We start from the raw sequence: 23,289 nt of genomic DNA on the forward strand, positions 1-23,289 counted from the left end.
GGGGATTCAGTTGGTGGTGATGGTCACCTCGTCGAACTCGGTGGTGCAGCGGGCCAGCGGGTCGCGGGAGCAGACCACGAGGCCCACGTGATAGGGGGCGTCACCGAAGCCGGGGATCTCGCCGGTGGCGAGGGTGGTCCAGGTGGCGCCGTCATCGGTGGAGAGGGCGGCGGTGAAGGTGGTTCCGCTGCGCCTCAGGCGCAGCAGGCCGGGGAGGACGGCGGTGCCGTTGCCGGTGAAGGCGGACTTTCCGGCGACGGTGGTGCGCAGCATGAGCTGTGCGGTGGTGCCGCCGGAGACGATGGCACCGGCGGCCTGGTCGAAGGGGGACAGCGACTTGGCCATGAGCAGGCCGACCCGGTCGGCGCCCGCGCCCGTGCGGGAGACGAGCCGGGCGGTGATCTCGCAGTCGCCGGTGACGTACTGCCGTACGAACTGACCTGTCATCGCCTGGTTGTTGACGTTCAGGTCGGTGCCGGCGCCGCGGACGGTGAAGGTGCCGTCGGCGTGGGAGGTGCTGCCCGGGGTGCGGATGGCGACCACGCCGAGGGTCCCGAAGGCGCGGTCGTCGAGCACGGGGTCGCCGAGGTCGCCGTACGTCCAGGGGGCGGGTGGTGGTGTGCCGACGGTGAGGGTCAGGGTGCCGGTGCCGGTGCCCGCCGCGTTGCCGGCGCCGGTCGTGACCGTGAACTCGCCGGTCCGGGTGGGGGTTCCGGAGATCAGGCCGGTGCGCTGGTCCAGGCGGAGTCCGTCGGGCAGTCCGTCGGCGGTGAAGCGGACGGGCTCGTGGGAGCCGCGCAGGAGGTGGCTGAAGAAGACGCCTCTGTTGGCGAACGCGGCGGTGGCTGAGGTGAGTTGGGGTACGGAAGGGGTGGGCATCATGGCGGAGGCGGGCTGTGACAGGGGTCCGCGGCCGCCGCAGTTCGTCTTCGTGACGACGTAGTGGTACGTCGTCCCGGGTGTGCCGGTGGCGTCGGTGTACCGCAGGCGGGTGCCGAAGCCGACGGGTGCGACACCGGTCGCGATGGTCTCGTACGGGCCGTCGGCGCCGGTGGCGCGCAGCACCTTGCAGCGGGCGGAGAGGTCCGGGTCGGTCCAGGCCAGCTCCACGGCGTCGGGGCCGGTGGTCGCGGTCAGGTCGGTGGTGGTGCGGGCGGGGCGTGGTACGGACCAGATCTCGCCCGTGGTCGCGGAGCCGACGGTGACGTTGTCGAAGGCGCCGGTGCCGGTCTCGGCGTAGGCCTGGTCGACGCCGAGGCAGGAGGTGAGGACGAGGCCCGCGTATGCGGTGTGGCCCAACTCGACGTCGGTGGAGCCGACTTCGGTCCAGCGGATGCCGTCCGGGGAGATGGCGCCGGTGCAGCGGCGGCCCCTGCGGGTGACCCGTACCCAGTACGGTGCGCGCAGCCGGTAGCCGTCGCCGGCGCCTTCGACGTAGGGCGCCTGGAGCGGGGTGGCCGATTCGGGGAGGGCGCCGAGGTCGGAGAGGGGGAAGGCGGCGGTCTCGGTGATCGTCTGCTGCTGGGTGGGCGGTACGGGGGTGCTGCCGGTCGCCGAGATCGGGGCGCCCGGTTCGGGGCGTACGCTCCACACGCCGCTCCAGGTGTGCAGGGGCAGCCCCTGGATCAGCATCGAGGCGTGTGCGGCGCCCGGGTCGAGGGTGTCGCGGAGAGTCACGCCGATCTTGGAGTACTGCGAGCTGAGCGGGAACACGATCCTCGCGGTGATCGACCCGTCGCCCGGCATCGGGAGGTGGACGAGGCGGTAGGTGTCGGCGGTGCCGGAGGCCTCCAGGACGAACCGTTCGCCGTCGAAGGCGGCGGAGCCGGGGATCCGCACCTCGCCGAGGTCCTGGGTGGACCAGGGTTCGGGGAGTCCGGCGCAGGCGGCGACGGGGCTCGATTCGGCGCTGCCGCCCTGGGAGTTGGCGGCGGTGACGGTGTAGTAGCGGGTGCGGGCGCCGTGGGCGTCGTCGGTGTAGGTCGTGCCGTCGACGGCCGACGCGATCTCCTCGTACGGTCCCTCGGGCCGGGTGGCCCGGTGGACGGCGTAGGTCGTCGCCCACGCGGACGGCAGCCATGCCACGGTGATGCCGGTGCCGTCGCCCACCGCCGTGACCCCTGCGGGGGGCGTCGGCGCGGTCGGCGCCGGGGCCTCGGTGCCGGCGTAGGCGAAGGTGCCGAAGCCGGGCAGGTCGTCGTTGCTGCCCTCGACGGCGCGTGTGCCGCCGGTGCCGCGGAAGACGGCCGCCTTGGTGTTCGGGGTGTCGAGGCCGCGGACGCCGGCGTAGTGGGCGTAGTACATCTCGTAGATCGGTGGGAGGTTGCCTCGGGAGACGGCGGACACGGACGTCTTGATGTACTTGCCGGTGCGGTCGAGGTCGGGGGTGAAGGGGACGTCGCCGCCGAGGTTGTACCGGGCCGCGTACTCGGCGTTGGCGAGAATGCGGTTTCCGGCGTATCCCCACAGGTCGACGCCCTGGTTCCAGGCGACCTGGGCGGCGTCGCCCATGAGGCCGACCGCCAGTTGCTCGTGGCCCTGGTCGCGGCCGGACTCCTGGCCCTGGCCGGCGTCGGTGACGACGCGGTGGCGGACGCTGCCGTTGCCGGCGCCGGCTGCGGCGAAGCGCAGCGCGTCCTCGAAGAGCGTGCGCTGCTCGCAGAACACGCCGATGGCCAAGGTGGATTGAATGGACGTCAGGTCCCAGTTGCCGTTGGCGTAGAGCATGTAGCCGGAGATCGCCGGATACCAGACGTCCAGGAAGGACCGTTCGCAGCGGCTGATGTCGGCGTCGGCCCATCCGTCGTAGTCGCTGTGCCGTAGCAGTTCGGCGGCGTTGACGAACTTGAAGGCCTGCAGTCCCGCGCCGAGCGGGCCGTCGGCGCCGGTGACCGTCGTCAGGGACGACGACCAGGCGTTCAGGATGTCGCGGGCCTTGTCGGCGTGGGCGCGGTCGCCGGTGACGCACCACATCAGGGCGTTCTGGTAGGCGGCGGCCGAGTCGGCGACGGCCTGGTTCTGGTAGTTGGCGGGTCCGCGGCCCCAGGAGGTGATCTGACCGGTGTTCTGGACGGTGTACGTGGACTGCGAGCGGGCGTGGGCGGCGAACGCCAGGTAGCCGTCGTGGACGGGGGATTGCTGCGCGGCGACCGCTGCCTTCATGCGGGCGAGGTCGGCGGTGCTGTGCAGCAGTCCGGGGTGGGTGAAGGGCGCGGCCGGGGTGGTGCCGTTCCGGTCGGCGGCCTGGGCGGTGCCGGGGACGAGGAGGCCGCTCGTGCCGGACGCCAGCAGCAGGGCGGCCGCGCCGCCGAGGAAGCCCCGGCGGCTCGGTGCGGGGTTCGTCATGACGTCTGAGCCGCCTCGGCCTCGGCGGTGGTGAGGAACGTCAGGTTCTGGACGTGCTCGTTGTAGTACCACTGGATCGTGTCCGTGGTCAGGTACCACTTGGGCTTCTTCATCGAGTCGGCGATGACCTGGCCGTTGATCACGAGGTTCTCGAACGTGACGTTCTTGATGGCGTGGTCGGCGTCGTAGCCGACGAAGATCGACGGGTTGGCGTGGGTGCCGGTGTAGCTGAGGTTCTTGATGTAGACGTTCTCGATGCCGCGGCCGACCGAGGTGTTGTACTTGGTGTTGTACATCACCCGCATGTTGAGCACCTGGCCCCAGCGGAAGTCCTCGATGCGGATGTCCTCGATGCGCACGTTCTGGATCAGGTTGGAGTCGCCCGGATTGAGGGCGATGCAGCCCTGGTAGTTCATCTGGGGTTCGCGGTGGTCGAGGATGTCGAGGTTCTTGATGACGAGGTTCTCGATGACCTCGGGGGCGTCGGTGTTGCCGTGGGTGCCGATGTTGACGGGGTGGGCGACGTCGGCCCACAGGGTGCAGTTCTGGACGGTGATGTCGCGGGTGTCGCCGTAGTAGTTCCAGCGGTGGGCGTAGATGGCGATGCAGTCGTCGGAGTTGCGCAGGAAGCAGCCGTCGAGGACGACGTCGCTGGAGGAGAAGATGTCGATGCCGTCGCCGTTGCCGCGGGAGCTGAATCCGCGCAGCTTGTTGATGTGGACGTTCTGGCTCTCGCCGAGGGTGGTGACGTAGCCGCCGCGGGGGTTGAGGACGATGACGTCCTCGATGCGGATGTTCTTGCTGCCCTCGCAGAGTATGCCGTTGGTCGGGCTGGCGATCACGCCGCGGCCGGTGACGGCGGCCTTCTCCACGTCCTTGAAGTAGACCTGCGCGGTCAGGACGGCGCCGCCTGCCAGGTAGACGGTCTTGCCGCTGGGGACGGTGAGGACGTTGCCGGTGACGGAGTGCACGCCGGGGCCGAAGTAGAGGATGTCGGGGTCGTCGGCGGAGGGCGGGTTCGGGTCGATGTGATTGGTGACGATGTGCAGGCAGTCGAAGATCTCGTCGTTGATCTGGACGACGACGTCACGCGGCTCGTCGAGGGTGAAGCGCAGGGTGTCGCCGAGGAGGTCGGGCGTGATCCCGAGGGAGTCGGGTCTGATCCGGGCCTTGGTGGTGCCGCCCTTGAGGTAGGTGACCTCGATCTCGGCGGAGCCCCGGAAGTCGAAGTACACCATGGAGGAGTTGTAGACCTTGCCCGAGCCGGTGGCCGGGTTGATCTCCTCCAGCTGCGGCCGCCAGATGTCGAGGGTCTGCCAGTCGCCGTCGGGGGCGGTGCGCACCCGCACCTTGAAGCTGGTGTTGGTCGGCATGCCCGACGGGAGCGGGTAGGTGACCAGCTTCGGGGCCGAGTCGGCACTGTCCGCCCGGGCCGCGGTGGTCGCGAGTCCGGACAGGCCGGCGGCGAGCACGGTGGCGCCGGCCGCTTGGAGGGCGGTGCGGCGGGACAGGGACGGGTTCATGCGGGGCTCCTTACAAAAGACCGGAGTTGCAGGGGAGTTACTTGAGGCCGGAGGTGGACATGCCGGCGACGAAGCCGCGCTGGGCGACGAGGAAGATGAGGAGGATGGGGACGACGTACATCACCGAGGCGGCGGCCTGGAGTTGGGGGACGGGTGTGCCGGCGTCGGTGACGTAGGTGGTCATCACGGCGACGGCGAGCGTGGTGCGGTCGGTGGACAGCAGCAGCTGCGGGGCGATGTAGTCGCCCCAGGTCCAGGTGAAGGCGATGATGAAGCTCGCTGCCAGTACCGGCCAGGACTGCGGCAGGAAGATCCGCCAGAAGATCCCCGTGTAGCCGCAGCCGTCGACGATCGCGGCCTCTTCCAGCTCGCGTGGCAGACCGGCGAAGAACTGCCGGAAGAGGAAGACCAGGTACGGCGCTGAGGACAGGCCCCACAGGACCCAGGGCCAGTAGGTGTCGACCATGCCGAGCTTGGCGAAGATCAGGTAGGTCGGCAGCAGGGTGACCATCTGCGGCAGCATCATCGAGCCGAGGAGGATGCCGAACAGCGTCTTCTTACCGGGCGCGGTCAGCCGGGCGAATCCGAAGCCGACCCAGGCCGAGCTGAGGGTGACCAGCGTGGCATAGATGAGGGAGATGATCAGCGAGTTCCGGGCGTAGCCGAGGAAGTCGATCTGGGTGAAGGCGTCGGCGAAATTGTGCCATTGGACGTGTGCGGGCAGCCAGTGCACGGGTGAGGCGGCCAGTTCGCCCTGGGTCTTCAGCCCGGTGAGGACCAGCCAGCCGAAGGGGCCGAGGAAGAGGCCGGTGACGACGACCAGGGCGGTGTAGAGGACGAGGCGGTTGACGCGTACCCGGACACGGACGTCGGTGGCGCGAGACCCCGAGGACGCGGAGGACACGGTCGGCTTCGTGGGCAGGCTGGTGGCGGTCACTTCTTCGCCTCCGGGTCGACGTTGTAGAACACCACGCCGGACGTGAACTTAAAAACGAGTCCGGTCGTGACGAGGATCAGGACGAAGAGCACCCACAGCAGTGCGGAGGCGTAGCCGTAGCGGCCGAGCGCGAAGTACTGCGCGAACACGTGCATCATGTAGAGGTAGTTGGACTGCGGGACCGTGGTGATGCCGCTCGTGTCACCGAGGGGGGCCAGCAGCAGCGGCATGATGGTCTGCACCGAGGCGATCATCCCGGTGACCGTCTGGAAGAGCAGGACGGGTGACAGCAGCGGCACGGTGATGCTGCGGAAGGTCCGCCACGCGCTCGCCCCGTCGATGCGGGCCGCCTCGTGGAGCTCGCGGGGTACGTCCTGAAGCCCGGCCAACGAGATGATCATGATGTTTCCGGCGGCCCAGAGCAACGTCATCAGCAGCACGTAGCGGGCGTAGGGGTCGGCGAGCCAGCCGATGGCGTCGAAGCCGAGTGAGGTCAGAATGCCGTTGGCGGCGCCGGAGTTCTGGTCGAAGAGCTGCTTGAAGGCGATGCCCGCGCCGACCGGCGGCACCACAGCCGGCAGGTAGAGCAGGGTGCGGAACACGCCGCGGCCCTTGACCGGCCGGTTGACCAGGAGCGCGAGCGCGAGTCCCGCGATGATCGACAGCGGCACGGACGTCGCGGCGAACAGTCCGGCGCGCCCCAGGGCCTGCCAGGTCACCGAGTCCGAGAACAGCTCGCGGTAGTTCCCGAGTCCGACGTACCGCCAGTGCGGTGATATGCCGTCGAAGGTGGTGAAACTCAACCACAGCGCGTACGCCATGGGGACGACTGTCAGCAGCAGGAACCCGATGATCCAGGGTGAGGTGAACAGGTAGAACGCCCGGTGCCTGCGGCCGGTCACGGAGGTCCGCGGCCGGCCGCCGGCCCGGGACCGGCCGGTGCTCGCGAGGGGGCGGGGCCGGTCCGTGACGGAGGCGATCTGGTCGGCTGTCATCCCACCTGCTCCTTACCGCGCTTCAGCTGCTCGTTGATGACCGAGTTCAGGTGTCCCGCAAGGGTGTCGGCGGAGATCTCGCCGTTCATCGCGGCCGGGGCGGCCTGGTTGAAGAGGGCGTCGAGCGCGTCCGCCCTGGCGTAGGGGGTGAAGGAGACCACCGAGAAGTGCTTCAGCTCGTTCTCCTGCGCCTTCAGCACGCGCTTCTGGGAGTCCGTCTGGGCCGGCATCAGCGGCCTCAGGGACTTCAGAGTGGGGATGCCCCAGCCTCCGGAGGCGCGGTCCTTGGCGGGCTCCTCACCGAAGAACCACTCGAAGACCCGCCATGCGGCGTCCTTGTTCTTCGCCTTGCGGGGCATCCACAGGCCGGTGCCGCCCTGGCAGGCGCTGATCCGCCGGCCGCCCGCCATGATCGGGGCGGGAGCCAGGCGGGACATCGAAGCCAGCTTCTTGTCGGTGTTGATCATGCCGCCCAGCCAGTAGCCGGAGTTCGACATGGCCATCCGCCCGGCCTGGTAGGTGGGTCCGTCCCAGCCGTTGGGGTCGGGCTGGATGAGGCTGGGCCCGACCTTGGTCTTGCAGTAGTCGATGTACCAGGCCAGCGCCTTGCGGACCTCGGGGGTGGTGAAGTCGGCCCGGGAGAAGTCCTCGTTGAAGAGGCTGCCTCCGGCCGACGCCGCCATGGTCGCCAGGAGGGTGCACCGGTACAGGCCGCTGTAGCTGCCGCCGAAGACGGTGGTCTGGCCGTTCTTGCGCTGGACGAGGCGCTTCGCGTTCTCCAGCCACGCCTCGTAGGTGATGGGTTCGGTCTCCGGCGGGTAGTCGACGCCCGCGTGGTCGAAGGCCGAGGTGTTGTACCAGTACATGGAGTCCTGGGAGTAGTCCTTCGCCATGCCGTAGCGCGGGCCCCTGCCCTGGGTCCGGCCGTCGAACCGCCACAGGTCGTTGACCGGGTCCAGGTCGTCGGGCTTGAGGACGCTGCTCCGGGCGAAGTAGGGGTCCAGTTCCTCGGCCACGTCGCGTGCCGCGAAGTACGCCGCCTCCACGGCGCCGACGCCGCGCACCAGGTCGGGCGGGTTGCCACTGGTGAGCATGGCGATGAGCTTGGTGATGTCGTACTTCACCAGGTTGATCTTGATGCCGAGCTTCTTCTTCGCCTGCTGGACCTGATCCGTGGTGATGTCGCCGGAGTTGACCATCACGGTGACGGTCTCTCCCGAGCCGCTCACCCCGGACGACACCTGCAGAGCGCATCCGCTCAGTGCCGCCGCCCCTGCCGCGGCACCGCCCGCTGAGAGGGCGAGGAAACGACGGCGGCTCACACGAGCGCCGGCCTGGGTGTGCATGAACTACCCACTCTCTTCGCTGGGATGAACGAACGTGCACCGGGGGCTGGGGGGTGGCGGAGGCCCGGTGTGCGAAATTTCGGGAACCGGTTTCTACAGGCGGTGCCAGGGAGCTTCTTCCGGAAGACACCGCGCGTCAAGAGGCATGACGAACTTTCGAAAACCCTGAGAGGAAGCGGCGGACCGCCGGAACGACCCGTACGCTGCGCTGGATCACGGCAACCGGTTTCTACAGCAGATGCCACTCCACCTGCCCGTTTTCACCCGTTCAAGGAGCCCTGACATGCCACTCGTCGTGCGCGATCCGGTGCATGCCGGTCCCACCGATCCGACCGTGATCCGCCACCGCGCGACCGGCGAGTGGTGGATGTACTACACCCAGCGCCGAGCCGGCCTGGACTGCTCGGGCGCGGAGTGGGTGCACGGCACGGACATCGGCATCGCCGTCAGCGCGGACGAGGGTCGCACCTGGGGTCATCGCGGCATCGCGGAGGGGCTGGAGCACCGGCCGGGCCGTATGACGTACTGGGCGCCCGAGGTGCTCGCGGACGGTGCCGGCGGCTACCACATGTACGTCACGTGCCTCGCCGGCGTGCGCAGTTCCTGGGTCGGCGACGCGCAGGTGCGGCACTACGCCTCGGCCGACCTGCTGCGCTGGGAGTTCCGCTCGGTGCTCGACCTGGGCAGCGACCGGGTGATCGACGCGGCCGTGCATCCGCTGCCCGGCGGGGCCGGCTGGCGCATGTGGTTCAAGGACGAGCGTGACGACTCCCATCTGCACACCGCGCACTCCCGCGACCTGTACACCTGGACGCGTACCGCTCCGGCCGCCACCGACCAGTCGCAGGAGGGACCGACGGTGTTCCGGCCGGCCGGGGTGTACTGGATGGTGACCGACAACTGGAAGGGCCTGTCGGTCTACCGCTCCGCCGACCTGGACACCTGGACACGGGAGCCGTACCAGCTGCTCGCGGAGGAGCCCGAGGGCCACCACGCCATGGCCTTGGAGCAGGGCGATGCGGCGGCGGTGCTGTGGTACTTCACGGCGGACGAGGACGATCCCGCCGGCCGCCGGTCGGTCGTCCGCGCCACCCGGCTGGAGGTGCAGGGCGGCCGGCTGACCTGCGCCCCGGAGACACCCGTGGCACCGCTGGCCGCGGGCCTCACCCCGGCTTGGCGCGGTGGAACAGCCGGCTGAGCCCTGCGGCGGACTCCCCCACGCGACGTCGTACGGCGCACACCTCGGCGCGCGGCCGTCCGGCGGACGCACAGCCCTGTGCCGCCCGAGCCTGTGCCGCCCGGGCCCACCGGAATCCGACCGCCCTCCGTAGAGACCGGAGTGACTCCGAAAAATCCGGTAACCGATTTCGATGCGGTCTGCGATCAGGGCCGCACGTCATCGGTGCAACCTGGCACACCGAGGCACGCGCGTGGAGGCCGGCGCACCGTCCTCGACCGGTCTCCGCCCAGTGCCGCCCCAGGCCTGGCCCGTTCCCGGCCCGCCGCGACCCGGCTTCCACCCCCGACCGTTGACCGTCCGTTCCCGTCAGACATACGGTAGAAGGCGCTTTCTGAAAACGTTTCTACCGCCGTTCGTCAGGAGAGCCATGCCCCCCAGCCTCCAGCCGCCGCGAGCCGTGTTCGCGATGGATCCGGTGCATCTTCCGTTGCTCTTCCCGCCGCCGCTCATGACCCGGCTGACACGCGCGGCCGACATCGAACCGGCTCTCGTCGTACGGGACTTCACCGACCCGGCGGCCGCCGGCGCCCTCGCCTCGGCCGACGTACTGATCACCGGCTGGGGCTGCCCGCACCTCGACGCCGGTGCCTTGGCCGCCGCCCCCGGGCTGCGGGCCGTGCTGCACGCCGCGGGCTCGGTCCGCTCCCTGGTCGGCGAGGCCCTGTGGAGCCACGGGGTCACCGTGTCCAGCGCGGTCACCGGCAACGCCCTGCCGGTGGCGGAGTACACGCTCGCGATGATCCTGCTCGTCGGAAAGGACACCTTCGAGCACCGCGAGCGCTACCGGCGCACCCACACCTATCCGGGCCCCGCCGAGACCGCGGCCACCGGCAATCTCGGCCGCCGCATCGGGGTGATCGGGGCCTCCCGGGTGGGCCGCCGGCTCCTGGAGCTGCTGCGGCCGTTCGACCTCACGGTCCTGCTGCACGACCCCTACGTCAGCCCCGCCGAGGCCGCCGCCCTCGGGGCCGAACTGCTGCCGCTGGAGGACCTGTTGCGCCACAGCGACATCGTCAGCCTGCATGCCCCCGACATCCCCGAGACCCACCACATGCTCGACCGCGGCCGGCTCGCCCTCGTCCGGGACGGCGGCGTGCTGATCAACACCGCGCGCGGTGCGCTGGTCGACCACGAGGCGCTGACCGACGAGCTGGTCTCGGGACGGCTGCGCGCGGTCCTGGACGTCACCGAGCCCGAGCCGCTGCCCGCCGGTTCGCCGCTGTACCGGCTGCCCAACGTCTTCCTCACCCCGCACATCGCGGGCTCGCTCGGCAATGAGCTGGAGCGGCTCGGCGCGATCGTCGTCGAGGAGCTGGAGCGGCTGGCCGCGGGGCTGCCGCCGCTGTACGAGGTGCGGCACGCGGACCTGGCCCGGGTCGCCTGATGGGCACCGGGGACCGCCGTCCACAGGCCCGCCGGCCCAGAGCCGGCATGGGATACGGTTTCCGCACCGGCGCGGGCGGTACCCGAGCGGGTGGGAAACGCGCCACGACGTCGAAGGAGCCTTAAGCGGTGAGTCAGCGCAAGGCGCCAAGTGAGGCCGGCCGGGCGACCATCCGCGACGTCGCGGAGCACGCCGGTGTCTCCGTGGCGAGCGTCTCGCGGGTGCTGTCGGGCAACTATCCGGTCTCGGACGAGCTGCGCCGGCGGGTGATGAAGGTGGTCCGGGACCTGGACTACGTCACCAACGCCCACGCCCGCTCGCTCGCCGGCGGCGGCACGCCGACCGTGGCGATCCTCATCAACAACATCACCGGCGCCGCGTTCGCCCATGTGGCCAAGGGCGTCGAGGGCGCCGCCACCCTGCGCGGCTGGCTGTCGCTGGTCGGCACGACCGGCGACGACCCCGAGCGGGAACTGGCGCTGGTCAACCTGATGCGGCAGCAGGGCGTGGCCGCCGTGGTGCTGCTCGGCGGCGCGTACGACTACGACGAGTACCAGCTGCGCATGGCCCGCTTCGCGCGCTCCCTGGACGCGGCCGGCTCCCATCTCGTCCTCGTGGGCAGGCCGCCCCTGGAGGGCGACGTCCCGGCCACGACGGTCGACTACGACAACGAGGGCGGCGCCTACGCCATGGCCAGCCATCTGCTGTCGGCCGGGCACCGGCGCGTCCTCGTCCTGCCGGGACCGGCCGGACTCACCACCGCCCAGGGCCGGTTGCGGGGCGCCCGGCGGGCCTTCGAGGCGTACGGGATACCGTTCGACCCGGGGATGATCCGCCACGGCCCGTACGACGACACGCACGGCTACACCGCGGTCGAGGCCGCTCTGCGCGAGACGCCGGACTTCACCGCCGTGCTCGCCGGGACCGACGTGGTGGCCGCGGGCGCCATGCAGGCGCTGCGCGCGGCCGGGCGGCGGGTGCCGGAGGACGTGTCGATCGTGGGCTACGACGACATCCCGCTCGCCTCCCAGCTGACACCCCAGCTGACCACCGTGCACGTGCCGTACGAGGAGATGGGCCGGGTGGCGCTGCGCGCGGTGGCCGACCGGCGCGAGGGCGGCACGGGCCGCCGCAAGGGCGCCGACGGCGAGCATCTGGTGCTGGGCACCCATGTCGTCGTACGCAACTCCGTGCGGCCGCCGGCGCCGCGCGGATAGCTCGCCGTGCGCAAGGAGCTCGGCGAGAGAGTTACGTAAACGGTTTCTCGTGCTTCACGACTTCGGTGGCGACTCTCGGGCCGCTCGCCGAAACCCGGGCTCCGCCCTGCCATACGGCGTTGACCTGCTCGAATGCTCCGTGCGATGCGAGCAGTTGGCGCGGGCCGGAGGCAACCCGCCGGACTCGTCGCCGTAACAAATCGCCCCACCCCTCTTGCTATGGGCGAACTTGGTCGCCTACCGTCCCAGCAACCGCTTACTACAGCTTCCGCTTGGCCATCCTCCGCCGCAACCGCGTGCCGGCGGTTTCCGGCCCCGCTGTCGGGTCCGCTGTTCCCGGCCTGCACCACCGAGCCGCCGTCCTCGCGTTCCGCCCACTGCCGAGAACGCCTACTTTCGAAGGATCACGGTCAGATGAACGTCACCAGCTCCCGCAGAAGGTTCGCCACCGCCGCCGTCGCGGGAATCGCGCTCACCGGTCTGCTCGCCGCCTGCGGCGGTTCCGGCTCGGGCGACACGTCGTCGAAGTCGTCCGGCCCCGTCACCCTGGACTACTGGGGCTGGGCGAACGGCCAGGAAGCCGTCGTGAAGGCGTTCAACGCCTCCCACAAGGACGTGCAGCTGAAGTACACCAAGGTCACCGACCAGTTGACCATGCAGAAGCAGCTGACGAACGCGGTGAAGGCGGGCAACACCCCCTGCCTGGTGCAGAACACCGCCGAGTACGTCACGAGCTGGGTGTCGCAGGGCGCACTCGCGGACATCACGCAGTACGTCAAGGGCGACGCCGACAAGTTCAACCCGGGCTCCTGGGCGAGCGCGCAGGTACAGGGCAAGCTGTACGGCGTTCCCACCGGCTCCGCGCCGAACTTCACGATCTACCGCACCGACATCTTCCAGAAGTACGGTCTGAAGCCGCCCGCCACCTGGGACGACTTCATCACCGCCGGCAAGGTGCTGAAGCGGCACGGCATCAAGATCACCAACTACGCCGGTGAGGACCCGAGCACCCTGGAGGTGCTCTCCATGCAGGCCGGGGCGCACTGGTACGCCATCGACGGCAACTCCTGGAAGGTGGACTTCCAGGACCCGGGCACCCTGAAGGCCGCGAAGGTGATCCAGGAGATCATCGACAACGACCTGAACTCCAAGCTGTCCTTCGCCGACTACGCGGCCGTGCAGCGCAACTACGACAACGGCGGCACCGCCACCCGGCAGATCTCCACCTGGCAGATGGCCGGCATGGTGCAGAACTTCACCAAGTCGTTCGGCAAGTGGGCGCTGGCCCCGTGGCCGACGTACCCGGGCGAGGCGCCGAAGACGCCGGCCGGCACGAACCTGACCGGTGGCGTGACCCTGGTGACCAAGGGGTGCGGCCACCAGGAGCAGGCGGCCCAGGCGGCCCTGTGGATGTCCACCGACGCGGGTGCGGTCAAGACGATGGCGAGCCCGGAGACCGGCAACGGTGTGATGCCGGCACTGAAGGACAGCAACGCGTACGTCGCCGAGTCGGTCTCGCAGAAACTGCTCGGCACGAACTACGCGCCGGCGCAGAAGGTGGTCACCGACAGCCTGGGCACCGTCACCACCGACTGGGCCTTCGGCCCTGACTGGACCGCGATGTTCACCGAGATGCAGGCCGGCTGGGCCAAGGTGGTGGCGGGGCAGGAGAAGGTCACCGATCTGCTCGCGCACATGCAGCAGTGGACCGTGAACGACCTGAAGTCGCGCGGCATCAGCGTCAAGGGCTGAGGGACGTTTCGATGATCCGCTCCCTGCGCTGGAAGGGCGCCGCGTTCACCCTGCCCTTCCAGCTCGGCTTCGTCTTCCTCTATCTGCTCCCGATCGGCTACGCCGTCCATGAGTCCCTGTACCGCGAGCACCAGTCCGGGCTCGGACTCGGCGGAGCGACCACGGAGTTCGCCGGGCTCGGCAACTACACCCAGGGCCTGACCGACTCGGCGTTCCTGAACTCCATCCTGCGAGTGGTGCTGTTCGCCTGCGTGCAGATCCCGGTGATGCTGTTCGTCAGCCTGGTGCTGGCGCTGTGCCTGGACGCGCTCACCTCGCGCGTGGCCGGCCGGTTCCGGATCCTGTTGCTGGTGCCGTACATGATCCCCGGCGTGGTCGCGGCGATCATGTGGGTCAACCTGTACAGCCCGGACGTCGGTCCGCTGACCCCGCTCGGCAAGGTGTTCGGCTTCCACTGGAACTTCTTCGCGCCGTCGATGGTGTGGCCGTCCATCGGCAACCTGCTGACCTGGCACGGCATCGGCTACAACATGGTGATCATCTACTCGGCGCTCCAGGGCGTGCCCCGCGAGCTGTTCGAGGCGGCCCGGCTCGACGGCGCCTCGGAGATCCGGATCGCGCGAAGCATCAAGGTCCCGTACGTGCGCGGGGCGCTGGTCCTCACCGGGCTGCTGTCGATCATCCAGATGCTGCAGATCTTCAACGAGCCCGCGCTGTTCCGGAACGTCACCCCGCAGACCGTCAGCGACAGCTTCACCCCGATCATGATCATCTACAACCAGGCGTTCAACGCCGGCAACTACCACTACGCCGCGGCTCTTTCGGTGCTGCTCGCCCTGATCCTGGGCGTGGCCTCCTTCCTCTTCTACCGGTTCACCTCGAAGGAGGCCGACTGATGGCGGTCACCGAAGCCCCCACCGAGCGGCCCTCCGCCCGGGGGGTGCGGCGCATCACGCGCCCGGACGCCGCCTCGCGCGGGCGGGGCGGCCAGCGTTTCCTGCTCGTCGGGCTGACCCTGGCCAGCGCCTACAGCCTGTTCCCGCTGTGGTGGCTGCTGGTCAGCGCGACGAAGAACCGCACGGCGCTGTACCAGAGCAACGGCCTGTGGTTCTCCGGCTGGCACCTGTGGGACAACCTGCGCGAGGTGTTCACCTACCAGGACGGCATCTTCCTGCGCTGGACGGCCAACTCGCTGCTGTACGCCGGCGTCGGCTCCCTCGGCGGCACGGTGGTGGCGCTCGCCGCCGGCTACGGTCTGGCCCGCTTCGACTTCCCGGGCCGCAATGTGATCTTCGCGTGTGTGGTGGGCTCGTTCCTGATCCCGATCGCGCTGCTGACCCTCCCGCTGTATCTGCTGTTCTCCTCGATCGGCCTGGTGGACACCCCCTGGGCGATGCTGATCCCGTGCCTGATCAACCCGTTCAGCGTGTATCTGGCCAAGGTGTACACCGAGGCCACGATCCCCTACGAACTGCTGGAGGCGGCCCGGCTCGACGGCGCCGGGGAGGTGCGCATCTTCGTCAGCATCGTGCTGCGGATGATGACGACGGGCGGCGCGACGGTCTTCCTGCTCGCCTTCGTCAACACGTGGAACGCCTTCTTCCTCCCGCTGACCGTGCTGCGCGGCAAGGAGAACTGGACCCTCAACATCGGCCTGTACAACTGGTCCGGCACCCGCATGGAGTCCGGCGTCGACCTGACGGGGCTCGTGCTGACCGGCGCGCTGCTGTCCATCGTGCCGATGGCGGTGATGATGGTGGCGATGCGGCGCTACTGGCGCACCGGGGTGACCCTGGGAGCCCTCAAGTGACCGATTCCGAAACCGAGTTGGTCAACCCGGTGATCCGGGGCTTCGCCCCGGACCCGTCCCTGGTCCGCGCCGGGGACTGGTACTACGTGGCGACCAGCTCCTTCGAGTGGTTCCCGACGATCCCGATCCACCGCTCCCGCGCCCTGGCCCGCTGGGAGTACGCCGGCCATGTCGAGGGGGCGGCCCCGGGCGGAACGCTCGCCGGGGTGCCGGACTCCGGTGGGATCTGGGCGCCCTCGCTGAGCTGGGACGGTACGCGGTTCTGGGTGACGTACACGGTGGTGCGCTCGGTCGGCACGCCGTACTTCGACCTGGACACCTACATCAGCACGGCCCCCGACGTCGCGGGTCCGTGGACGCCCCCGCGCCGGGTCCCGTCCCACGGTTTCGACCCGGCCCTGTTCCACGAGGAGGGCCGTCTCTGGCTCCTCAACCTGCAGAACGACCACCGCCCCGGCGGCCGCCGCTTCTGCGGCATCGTCGCCACCGAGCTGAACCCGTCGACGCTCTCCCCTGTCGACGGCACCCATCTCCTGCTCCAGCACGACCGGCTGATCGAGGGCCCGAAACTCCTGAAACGGGACGGCTGGTACGTCCTGCTGCTCGCCGAGGGCGGCACGGGCTTCGAGCACGGCGTACGAGTGGCCCGCTCCCGCCGGCTGACCGGCCCGTACGACCTGGACCCGCGCCCGCTCCTGACCTCCCGGGACGACCCGGCCTGGCCGTTGCAGAAGGCGGGTCACGCGGAGTTGGTGCGCACCCCGGACGACGAGTGGCACCTGAGCCACCTCACCTCCCGCCCCCTGGCCACCCCCGTCGGCCCCCGCTGCCCCCTCGGCCGGGAGACCGCGATCCAGGCGGTGACCTGGGACGAGGCCGGCTGGCCCCGCCTGCGGCACGGGGACTGCCGACCGGCGCTCAGGGTGCCGATGCCACGAGGGCGGGGCGGGAAGCCGGAACCGGCCGGCAGCGAAGACACCCCCGCACCGACTGCGCCGGAGCCCGCTGGGGCTTTCCTGCCGCCAGGCGTGTCGGAGCCCACCGGAAACGGCCCGGAGCCGGAGATGATCACCTCCGGGTATGCCCTGACGCCGGGCCGGCCGGACCGCTGCGCGAGCGGCCGGGAGCCCGAGACCGCCGGTGCCGGGGACCCTCTGGCACCGGGCCGGCCGAGGCGCCCCGGAGAGTCCCTCGCGCCCGGACGGTCGGAGCCCTCCTGGTACACGTTGCGCTCGCCCGCCGATCCGTCCTGGATCGACCTGACCAGCCGTGCGGGCTGGATCCGGCTGCGTGGCCGGCACGGGCCCGAGTCGTTGTGGGCGCACAGTCTGCTCGCCCGGCGGATCACCGAGCACCGGGCCGAGGTGCGGGTGACCGTCGAGGCGCGGCCGACGACATTCACCCAGGCGGCCGGACTGCTGCTCTGGTACAACACGGCGGCTTACCTCGCCCTCGACCTGACCTGGGCGGAGGACGCGGGCGAGGAGCAGTGCGGGCAGCAGTGGCGGGGCGCCGGCCGGAGCGTGCTCGCGCTGACGGCGCGCGACGAGGACGAGACGCGCCTGGTGGCGGTGGCCGACGTGGACGCGAGCGGCCCGCTCACCCTGGGGGTCCGCGTCGAGCGCGGGGAGGCCGAGTTCTGGTACGCCGCGGCCGGCGCCCGCCGCTCCGTCGGTCCGCCGCTGGACTTCACCCTGCTCTCCGACGACCACGGCTCCCGGCTGCGCTTCACCGGCGCCATGGCCGCGATCCACGCGGTGGACCTCGTCGACGCCTCCTTCACCGCGGACTTCACCGGCTTCCGGCTCGACTGCACCCCGGACTGACCTCACCCACCGAAGGGGATGTTCGGAGTTTCGAAAGCTCCGACCGGCGCCATCCCGCGAATTCCCATGTCTTCACGCCGTGTTGACGCGCATCTATCGTAGGAAGCGCTTTCTGCATGGTCGGTGAGCAGGCCGCGGAAGCAGCGTTGGTCGCAACTTTCGAGGCCCAAAGGCGGGCCGGAGAGGCGGTTTCCTGTGGTCCGTGCGGGGAGTGCGAGCGTGACGGCCGGGCCGACGCTGGCGGTGGTGGCACGTGAGGCGGGGGTGTCGGTGCCCACCGCGTCGAAGGTGGTCAACGGCCGCGAGGACGTGGCACCGGAGACCCGCCGCCGGGTCACCGAGGCACTGGACCGGCTCGGCTATGTGCGCCGGCCCCGCTTCGACGCGGCGAAGGCGCCGGGCCTGGTCGACCTGGTGGTGCACTCGCTGGAGAGCTCCTGGTCGGGAGCGGTCCTGCACGGAGTCGAGGCGGCGGCGCACGAGGCGGGCCTGGAGGTGGTGGTCTCGGCCGGGCCGAACCGGGCCCGCGGCGGCCGGCCGGAGCGCGACTGGCTGGACAAGCTGACCGCCCGCGGCTCCTCGGGGGTGCTGTTCGACCTCGCCGAACTGTCCCCGTCGCAGTACGCGTGGCTGGATCACCACCGCATCCCCTACGTGCTGATCGACCCCGCGCACGAACCGCCGGCCGGGGTGGTGTCGGTCGGGGCGGCCAACTGGCAGGGCGGGGTCAGCGCGACCGAGCATCTGCTGGGGCTCGGCCACCGGCGGATCGCGGTGATCGCCGGGCACCGGCGCACGATGGGCAGCAGCGCCCGGGTGGCCGGTCACCGTTCCGCGCTCGCCTCCGCAGGGGTGCCGCACCGCGCCGAGTACGTGCGGTACGCCGGTTTCGACGAGGCCACCGCCCGGCTGCGCACGCACGAACTGCTGGACCTGCACGAGCCACCGACCGCGGTGTTCGTGTGCTCGGACCGGATGGCCCTCGGGGTGTACGCGGCGCTCGCGGAACGGGGGTTGAGGGTGCCGGACGACATGAGCGTCGTGGGCTTCGACGACCTGCCCGAGGCCCGCTGGATCGCGCCGGCCCTGACCACCGTGCGCCAGCCGCTCGGGGAGATGGCGGCGACCGCGCTCCGGCTGCTGGTGCGGATGATGCAGGGCGAGCGCCCGGAGGGCACCCGTACCGAGCTGTCGACCCGGCTGGTGCCCCGCGCGAGCACGGCGGCGCCGCCCCTGGCGCGGCCGACCGCGTGATGCGGCACGCCCGGCCGGACGCGGGGCGGTGACCGCACCGTACCCGGGATCGTTTCCCGGGCATGGACCTCACCTCGCGCACCGCAGCGGCCCTCGCCGTGGCCGCAGTCGCTCTGGTCACCGCCTTCGGTACGGCCCACGCCGCCTGCCGCACCCTCGCCCCCGGACAGCACCGCGCCACCGTGGCCACGCCCGGCGACGAGCACGACCCGAAGGCCGACGTCGAACTCGACGAGAACGGCCGCCCCGATCTCGCCGAGGGCTGAGCCGACCTCGCCGATGACTGAGCCGACCTCCGCCGCACCCCGTGGGGTGCGGCGGCTGCGAGAACCGAGCCGACCCGGTGAGCGCTGAGCCGACCCGGCGAAGCCCGAGTCGGCCCGGGGAAGACCGAGTCGGGCCCGGGGAAGACCGAGTCGGGCCCGGGGAAGACCGAGTCGGGCCCGGGGAAGACCGAGTCGGGCCCGGCGTGGGTGAAGCCGGAGCACGGTGGCGGCCGGGCACCTCCCGCACGGGGTGCCCGGCCGCCGCCGTGCGCGGCCTGAGTCGTTGCCCTCAGTAGTCCCTGTGGTGGTGGGGGGCGCCGACGAGGGCCTCGATCGCGTCCACGGCACTGCCGTCGTGGTCGCTGCCGGCCGTGCCCCTGCCGGTCTGGACGTTGGCGGTGCGGTCGACCTCCAGCCAGGAGTCGGCGTGGGAGTTGTCGATGACGGTGATCAGGCTGCCGGGCGCGGGGGCGGGTGCCGCGGGTGCCGCGCCGGCGCCGAGCGCCGCGGCGGCGAGGGCCGCCGCCGTCCCGAGCCGGGGTACGGCACGCCTCACACGCCCACGCCCTCGGGGGTGAGCCGCTCCCGGGCGATGTTGCGCTCCAGCAGGCTGGTGGCGGCCTTCACACCGATGCCGCTCGCAGGATCGACCTCGGGCAGCCGGCCGTCGGCGGCCTTCAGACCGGCGAGCGCGGAGTCCATCGCCTCGTGCGCGGCGAACAGACACGGCGTGCTGTAGATGGCGACGTCCACGCCGAGGCCGGTCAGTTCGCCGAGGGAGAGGCGGGGCGACTTGCCCCCGGCGATCTGGTTGAACAGCAGCGGCTTGTCGCCCACGACCTTGCGGATGCGCTGGATCCACTCGACGCTGCGCACCCCGTCGACCAGCACGACGTCGGCGTCGGTGGCGGCCAGCCGCTGGGCGCGGTGCAGGATGTCGTGCTCCTCCGTGGCGTCCGTCCGGGCCACGACGACCAGGTCCTTGCGGGTCTGGAGGACCTTGTCCAGCTTCTCCAGGTACTCCTCCAGCGGCAGCACCTGCTTGCCGTCGGCGTGTCCGCAGCGGCGGGGCCGCTTCTGGTCCTCCAGGATCACGCCGGAGGCCCCGATGCGCTCCAGCCCTTCGACGACATGGCAGGCGACCTCGGGATCGACGTAACCGTCGTCGATGTCGACCAGCAGGTGGTGGTGCGGGAACGCGCCCCGCAGCCGCTGGACGAAGGCCACCATGTCGGGCCAGGCGATGAAACCGATGTCCGGCAGCCCGTAGTACGAGGCCGCGAATCCGAAGCCCGAGACGAACATGCCGTCGTAGTGCTGGGCCGCGATCGACGCCGAGTACATGTCGTACACGCCGATCAGCGGCGTGGTCCCGGGCCCGGCGATGCGTTCGCGCAGCTGTTTTCCGTAAGTCAAGGTCCGGCTCCTCCCATGGATCTCTTTACCAAAACAAGAGCATCTCTAGATATTCACGTGACTTTCCATGTGCGCGTGCTTTACTCACTCCAATGGGGGAACGGTTTCACCGAGCAGACGTCACCGAAGGCTCGGGCTCGGTCCAACTTCCTTGTGTCGTACGGCCGGTGACCGTAGCCTCGCCGGGCATGAACGCCGTTCCCCCGCTCCTGGACCACCTCGTCCTCGCCACGCCGGATCTGGCCGCGACCGTCGCCGACTTCACCCGGCGCACCGGGGTGACACCCGAGCCCGGCGGTGTGCACCTCGGTCTCGGCACCCGCAACCATCTGGTGGGACTGGGCGGCCGCAGGTACCTGGAGATCCTCGGCCCCGACCCGGAGCAGCCGGAGCCCGCCGGGCCGCGGCCGTTCGGCGTCGACCGGCTGACCGAGCCGCGCACGCTGACCTGGGCGATCAGCCCGCCCGACCTCGACACGGCGATCACGGCGGCCCGCGCGCGGGGCTACGACCCCGGCCCCGTCCGCCCGATGAGCCGCCGCACCCCCGACGGCACCCTGCTGCGCTGGCGGCTGACCGACGGCACCTCAGGGGACCCCTCCGGCCTGGTGCCCTTCCTGATCGACTGGGGCGACTCGCGCCACCCGGCGGACTCGGGTCTGCCGGTCACCCCGCTGCTGGAGCTGAGGGCCACGGTCCCCGACCCGGAGGCCGTACGCGGACCGCTGGCAGCCCTGGACACCGAGCTGGCCCTCACCACCGGTCCGGCGGCGCTCACCTTCACCGTGGACACCCCGAAGGGGCCGGTGACCTTCGGCTGAGACCGGAAGCTGTCATCGCACCCGCAGGGTGGCCGATTTCTTCAAGACCCTCCCGCCACCGCCCTCCTACGGTGGCCCCATGACTGCACGATTCGCCGTGATCGGCGTGGTGGCCTCCGATCTGGCCGCCTCGCTCGCCTTCTACCGCCGCCTCGGGCTGGTCTTCCCCGACGGGGCCGAGGAACAGCCGCATGTCGAGGCCGAGCTGCCCGGCGGGCTGGTGCTCGCGCTGGACACCGAGGAAACCGTCCGCTCCTTCCACCCCGGCTGGCGCCCGCCCGAGGGTGGTGGGCGCATCGGGCTCGCCTTCCGCTGCGGCTCACCCGCCGAGGTCGACGCCCGGTACGAGGAACTCGTGGGCGCCGGGTACCACGGCGAGCTGAAGCCGTGGGACGCCTTCTGGGGCCAGCGGTACGCCACCGTGCACGACCCGGACGGCAACGGCGTCGACCTGTTCGCCCCGCTACCCGGCGCCGAGTAGCTCCCCGAGCGGCATACCGGCCAGCTCCCGAACCTCCCGGGCGAGATGGGCCTGGTCCGCGTAGCCCGCGCGGACCGCCGTCTCGGCGTACGTCACCCCGGAGCGGGCCAGCGTCAGCGCCCGTTGCAGACGCAGGATGCGGGCGAGCGTCTTGGGGCCGTAGCCGAACGCGTTCAGGCTGCGGCGGTGCAACGTGCGGGCGGCGATGCCGAGTTCGGCGGCCGTCTCGGACACCGGCCGGCCCTCGTCCAGGCGCTCCACCAGCCGGCGCAGCAGCGGATCGGGGGCCGCCACGCGCGCTGCCGCGTCCAGGGCGACGTCCTCCAGTGCCGTCGCCGGATCGGTGGCCGCCTCGATCCGGTCGCACAGCCGGCGGACTCGGGCGGCGGGCCACAGGTCGGCCAACGCCACACGCCGATCGCGCAGTTCGTGCGCCGGCACGCCGAGCAGGGCGGGCGCGGTGCCGGGGAAGAAACGGACACCAGCCCAGGAACGGTCCGGACCCTCGGGGGCGTAGGGGCGGGTGTCGGGGCCCGCGACCAGCAGCCGGCCCTCGCTCCACAGCAGGTCCATGCAGCCGTCGGGCAGCACGGCCCGGCCACCGGCCCCGGTCGGGGTGTTCGTCCACACGACGGCACCGGCCAGCCGGGACGCCCGCTCCGCGTACACAAGCGCCAGCCTACGTCGCCGACGGCACCCAGGCTGTCCGGTGCCGGTGCCGCAGTGACGGTCAGCCCGGACGCCGGGCCGGAGAACCCGGCGGCAGCAGGGTGCGTATGCCGGGGTCCGCCGTCACCAGGGTCGCAGCGGGCGCCGGAGCGGACGGGAAAGAGGGGAAGGACAGGAACAGGGTGCCGTTCGTGCGGTCGGCGTGCTCCGTGCCGGGGGTGCCGAGCAACGGGAGGCCGTGGCGGGTGCGGAAGCGGCGGGCGTACCCGGCGGTGGCCGCGGCCGTCAGGACGAGCAGGGACAGGGACACGACGCGGGTGAGCAGCGGCACGGTGTCGGACGGCAGTGTGGCCGCGGCGAGTGTGCCGAGGCCGCCGTCGAGCAGTTGCTCGGCGCCCCAGGCCAGGGTGAGGGCGCGCAGGGCCCGGCGGAACTCGGCGGAGTCCCGCCAGAGCCCGGCGCGCGCCCGGGCGGCCGGCCCCCGGTGCAGCCGCTGCCCCAGCTGGAAGGCCAACGGCCTGCGAGTGAACCCGGTGCCGGCCACCCAGGTGCCGACCACGAGGGACAGCGCCGCGTCCTTGAACAGCAGGACACGGGGACCGCCGCCGATCAGGGACGCCAGCGCGGCGCCGGCCAGCAGCACCGTGAAGAACAGGTCCACGCCGTCGATCCTGCGGTGCCGCAGCGCGCCGTACAGCAGCCGCAGAGCGGGAGGCGCCCCGCTGAGCAGGAGCGCCGGTCCCTGGTGCGCGCCGAGTACGCGGGCGGCGTAGTAGACGAGGAGCGGCAGGAGGATGTCGGCGGCGATCCCGAGCAGCGGGCCGTGGCCCAGCCCACCGTTCCTCGCTCCCGTGCCCGCCTCCGCCCCGGTCTCCGCCCCGGTTTCCGTTTCCGCCCCCGTGCCCGTTTCCGCCCCGGTCTCCGTCTCCGTCATATCGACCTCCGCCTCTTCGCCGGTCGGGAAGCCACCGCCGGCCCGTGGAAAACGCTAGGTCCATGGCGTTACC

The 23,289-nt window shown here is 71.0% G+C and carries 20 protein-coding genes; 11 read left to right on the forward strand and 9 right to left on the reverse strand.

All coding sequences use genetic code 11. The features are described from left to right. Positions 1-6: 6 nt before the first annotated feature. Genes O1G22_RS09580 through O1G22_RS09600 form a run of 5 tightly spaced genes read right to left on the reverse strand, consistent with a single transcriptional unit; the run spans position 7 to position 8,146 of the window. On the reverse strand, positions 7-3,345 hold the full coding sequence (locus O1G22_RS09580) for an alginate lyase family protein (RefSeq protein ID WP_270080951.1): 3,339 nt from the start codon (positions 3,343-3,345) through the stop codon (positions 7-9). Further along, positions 3,342-4,868: a glycosyl hydrolase family 28 protein gene (locus O1G22_RS09585; RefSeq protein WP_270080952.1), complete on the reverse strand. Its 1,527-nt coding sequence runs from the start codon at positions 4,866-4,868 to the stop codon at positions 3,342-3,344. The genes O1G22_RS09580 and O1G22_RS09585 overlap by 4 nt, the downstream gene beginning before the upstream one ends. A 37-nt stretch (positions 4,869-4,905) precedes the next feature. Then, positions 4,906-5,772: a carbohydrate ABC transporter permease gene (locus O1G22_RS09590; protein WP_270086379.1), complete on the reverse strand. Its 867-nt coding sequence runs from the start codon at positions 5,770-5,772 to the stop codon at positions 4,906-4,908. 29 nt (positions 5,773-5,801) lie between these two features. Then, positions 5,802-6,800, reverse strand: a complete 999-nt coding sequence (locus O1G22_RS09595; protein ID WP_270080953.1) for a carbohydrate ABC transporter permease — start codon at positions 6,798-6,800, stop codon at positions 5,802-5,804. After that, complete coding sequence (locus O1G22_RS09600; protein WP_270080954.1) at positions 6,797-8,146, reverse strand: extracellular solute-binding protein; 1,350 nt, start codon at positions 8,144-8,146, stop codon at positions 6,797-6,799. The genes O1G22_RS09595 and O1G22_RS09600 overlap by 4 nt, the downstream gene beginning before the upstream one ends. A gap of 283 nt (positions 8,147-8,429) precedes the next feature. On the opposite strand from O1G22_RS09600, the gene O1G22_RS09605 reads away from it, so the two are divergent. The 9 genes from O1G22_RS09605 to O1G22_RS09645 all read left to right on the forward strand — a co-directional run bounded on the left by O1G22_RS09605 (position 8,430) and on the right by O1G22_RS09645 (position 18,895). After that, on the forward strand, positions 8,430-9,344 hold the full coding sequence (locus O1G22_RS09605; protein WP_270080955.1) for a glycoside hydrolase family protein: 915 nt from the start codon (positions 8,430-8,432) through the stop codon (positions 9,342-9,344). Positions 9,345-9,753: 409 nt separating this feature from the next. Further along, positions 9,754-10,770: a hydroxyacid dehydrogenase gene (locus O1G22_RS09610; RefSeq protein ID WP_270080956.1), complete on the forward strand. Its 1,017-nt coding sequence runs from the start codon at positions 9,754-9,756 to the stop codon at positions 10,768-10,770. A 128-nt stretch (positions 10,771-10,898) separates the two neighbouring features. Beyond that, on the forward strand, positions 10,899-11,987 hold the full coding sequence (locus tag O1G22_RS09615; RefSeq protein WP_270080957.1) for a LacI family DNA-binding transcriptional regulator: 1,089 nt from the start codon (positions 10,899-10,901) through the stop codon (positions 11,985-11,987). Between the two features lie 414 nt (positions 11,988-12,401). Further along, the gene (locus O1G22_RS09620; RefSeq protein ID WP_270080958.1) at positions 12,402-13,739 is read left to right on the forward strand and encodes an ABC transporter substrate-binding protein; all 1,338 of its coding nucleotides are present in this window, start codon (positions 12,402-12,404) and stop codon (positions 13,737-13,739) included. Between the two features lie 11 nt (positions 13,740-13,750). Continuing rightward, positions 13,751-14,635: a carbohydrate ABC transporter permease gene (locus O1G22_RS09625; protein ID WP_270080959.1), complete on the forward strand. Its 885-nt coding sequence runs from the start codon at positions 13,751-13,753 to the stop codon at positions 14,633-14,635. Beyond that, positions 14,635-15,549, forward strand: a complete 915-nt coding sequence (locus O1G22_RS09630; protein WP_270080960.1) for a carbohydrate ABC transporter permease — start codon at positions 14,635-14,637, stop codon at positions 15,547-15,549. Before O1G22_RS09625 ends, O1G22_RS09630 begins: the two co-directional genes overlap by 1 nt. After that, positions 15,546-17,375: a glycoside hydrolase family 43 protein gene (locus tag O1G22_RS09635; protein WP_270080961.1), complete on the forward strand. Its 1,830-nt coding sequence runs from the start codon at positions 15,546-15,548 to the stop codon at positions 17,373-17,375. Before O1G22_RS09630 ends, O1G22_RS09635 begins: the two co-directional genes overlap by 4 nt. Before the next feature lie 195 nt (positions 17,376-17,570). Beyond that, positions 17,571-18,629: a LacI family DNA-binding transcriptional regulator gene (locus tag O1G22_RS09640; protein WP_270080962.1), complete on the forward strand. Its 1,059-nt coding sequence runs from the start codon at positions 17,571-17,573 to the stop codon at positions 18,627-18,629. A gap of 62 nt (positions 18,630-18,691) precedes the next feature. After that, positions 18,692-18,895 (forward strand): hypothetical protein, encoded by a 204-nt coding sequence (locus O1G22_RS09645; protein WP_270080963.1) that lies wholly within the window; start codon positions 18,692-18,694, stop codon positions 18,893-18,895. 289 nt (positions 18,896-19,184) lie between these two features. Here O1G22_RS09645 and O1G22_RS09650 read toward each other — a convergent pair whose 3' ends face one another. Next, complete coding sequence (locus tag O1G22_RS09650; RefSeq protein ID WP_270080964.1) at positions 19,185-19,451, reverse strand: hypothetical protein; 267 nt, start codon at positions 19,449-19,451, stop codon at positions 19,185-19,187. Further along, positions 19,448-20,311: an isocitrate lyase/PEP mutase family protein gene (locus O1G22_RS09655; RefSeq protein WP_225095659.1), complete on the reverse strand. Its 864-nt coding sequence runs from the start codon at positions 20,309-20,311 to the stop codon at positions 19,448-19,450. Before O1G22_RS09655 ends, O1G22_RS09650 begins: the two co-directional genes overlap by 4 nt. A 188-nt stretch (positions 20,312-20,499) precedes the next feature. On the opposite strand from O1G22_RS09655, the gene O1G22_RS09660 reads away from it, so the two are divergent. Both O1G22_RS09660 and O1G22_RS09665 read left to right on the forward strand, forming a co-directional pair. Further along, the gene (locus O1G22_RS09660) at positions 20,500-21,132 is read left to right on the forward strand and encodes a VOC family protein (RefSeq protein ID WP_270080965.1); all 633 of its coding nucleotides are present in this window, start codon (positions 20,500-20,502) and stop codon (positions 21,130-21,132) included. A gap of 79 nt (positions 21,133-21,211) precedes the next feature. Beyond that, positions 21,212-21,613 carry a VOC family protein gene (locus O1G22_RS09665; protein WP_270080966.1) on the forward strand — a complete coding sequence of 134 codons (402 nt, stop codon included), beginning with the start codon at positions 21,212-21,214 and terminating at the stop codon, positions 21,611-21,613. On the opposite strand, the gene O1G22_RS09670 is transcribed toward O1G22_RS09665, so the two are convergent. Together O1G22_RS09670 and O1G22_RS09675 are read right to left on the reverse strand one after the other, a co-directional pair. Beyond that, the gene (locus O1G22_RS09670; protein WP_270080967.1) at positions 21,596-22,282 is read right to left on the reverse strand and encodes a helix-turn-helix domain-containing protein; all 687 of its coding nucleotides are present in this window, start codon (positions 22,280-22,282) and stop codon (positions 21,596-21,598) included. The genes O1G22_RS09665 and O1G22_RS09670 overlap by 18 nt on opposite strands. A gap of 61 nt (positions 22,283-22,343) precedes the next feature. After that, complete coding sequence (locus O1G22_RS09675; RefSeq protein WP_270080968.1) at positions 22,344-23,216, reverse strand: VC0807 family protein; 873 nt, start codon at positions 23,214-23,216, stop codon at positions 22,344-22,346. Between the last annotated feature and the right edge of the window lie 73 nt (positions 23,217-23,289).

It is taken from the genome of Streptomyces camelliae, assembly GCF_027625935.1.
In the GTDB taxonomy this organism is placed as follows: Bacteria; Actinomycetota; Actinomycetes; order Streptomycetales; family Streptomycetaceae; genus Streptomyces; species Streptomyces camelliae.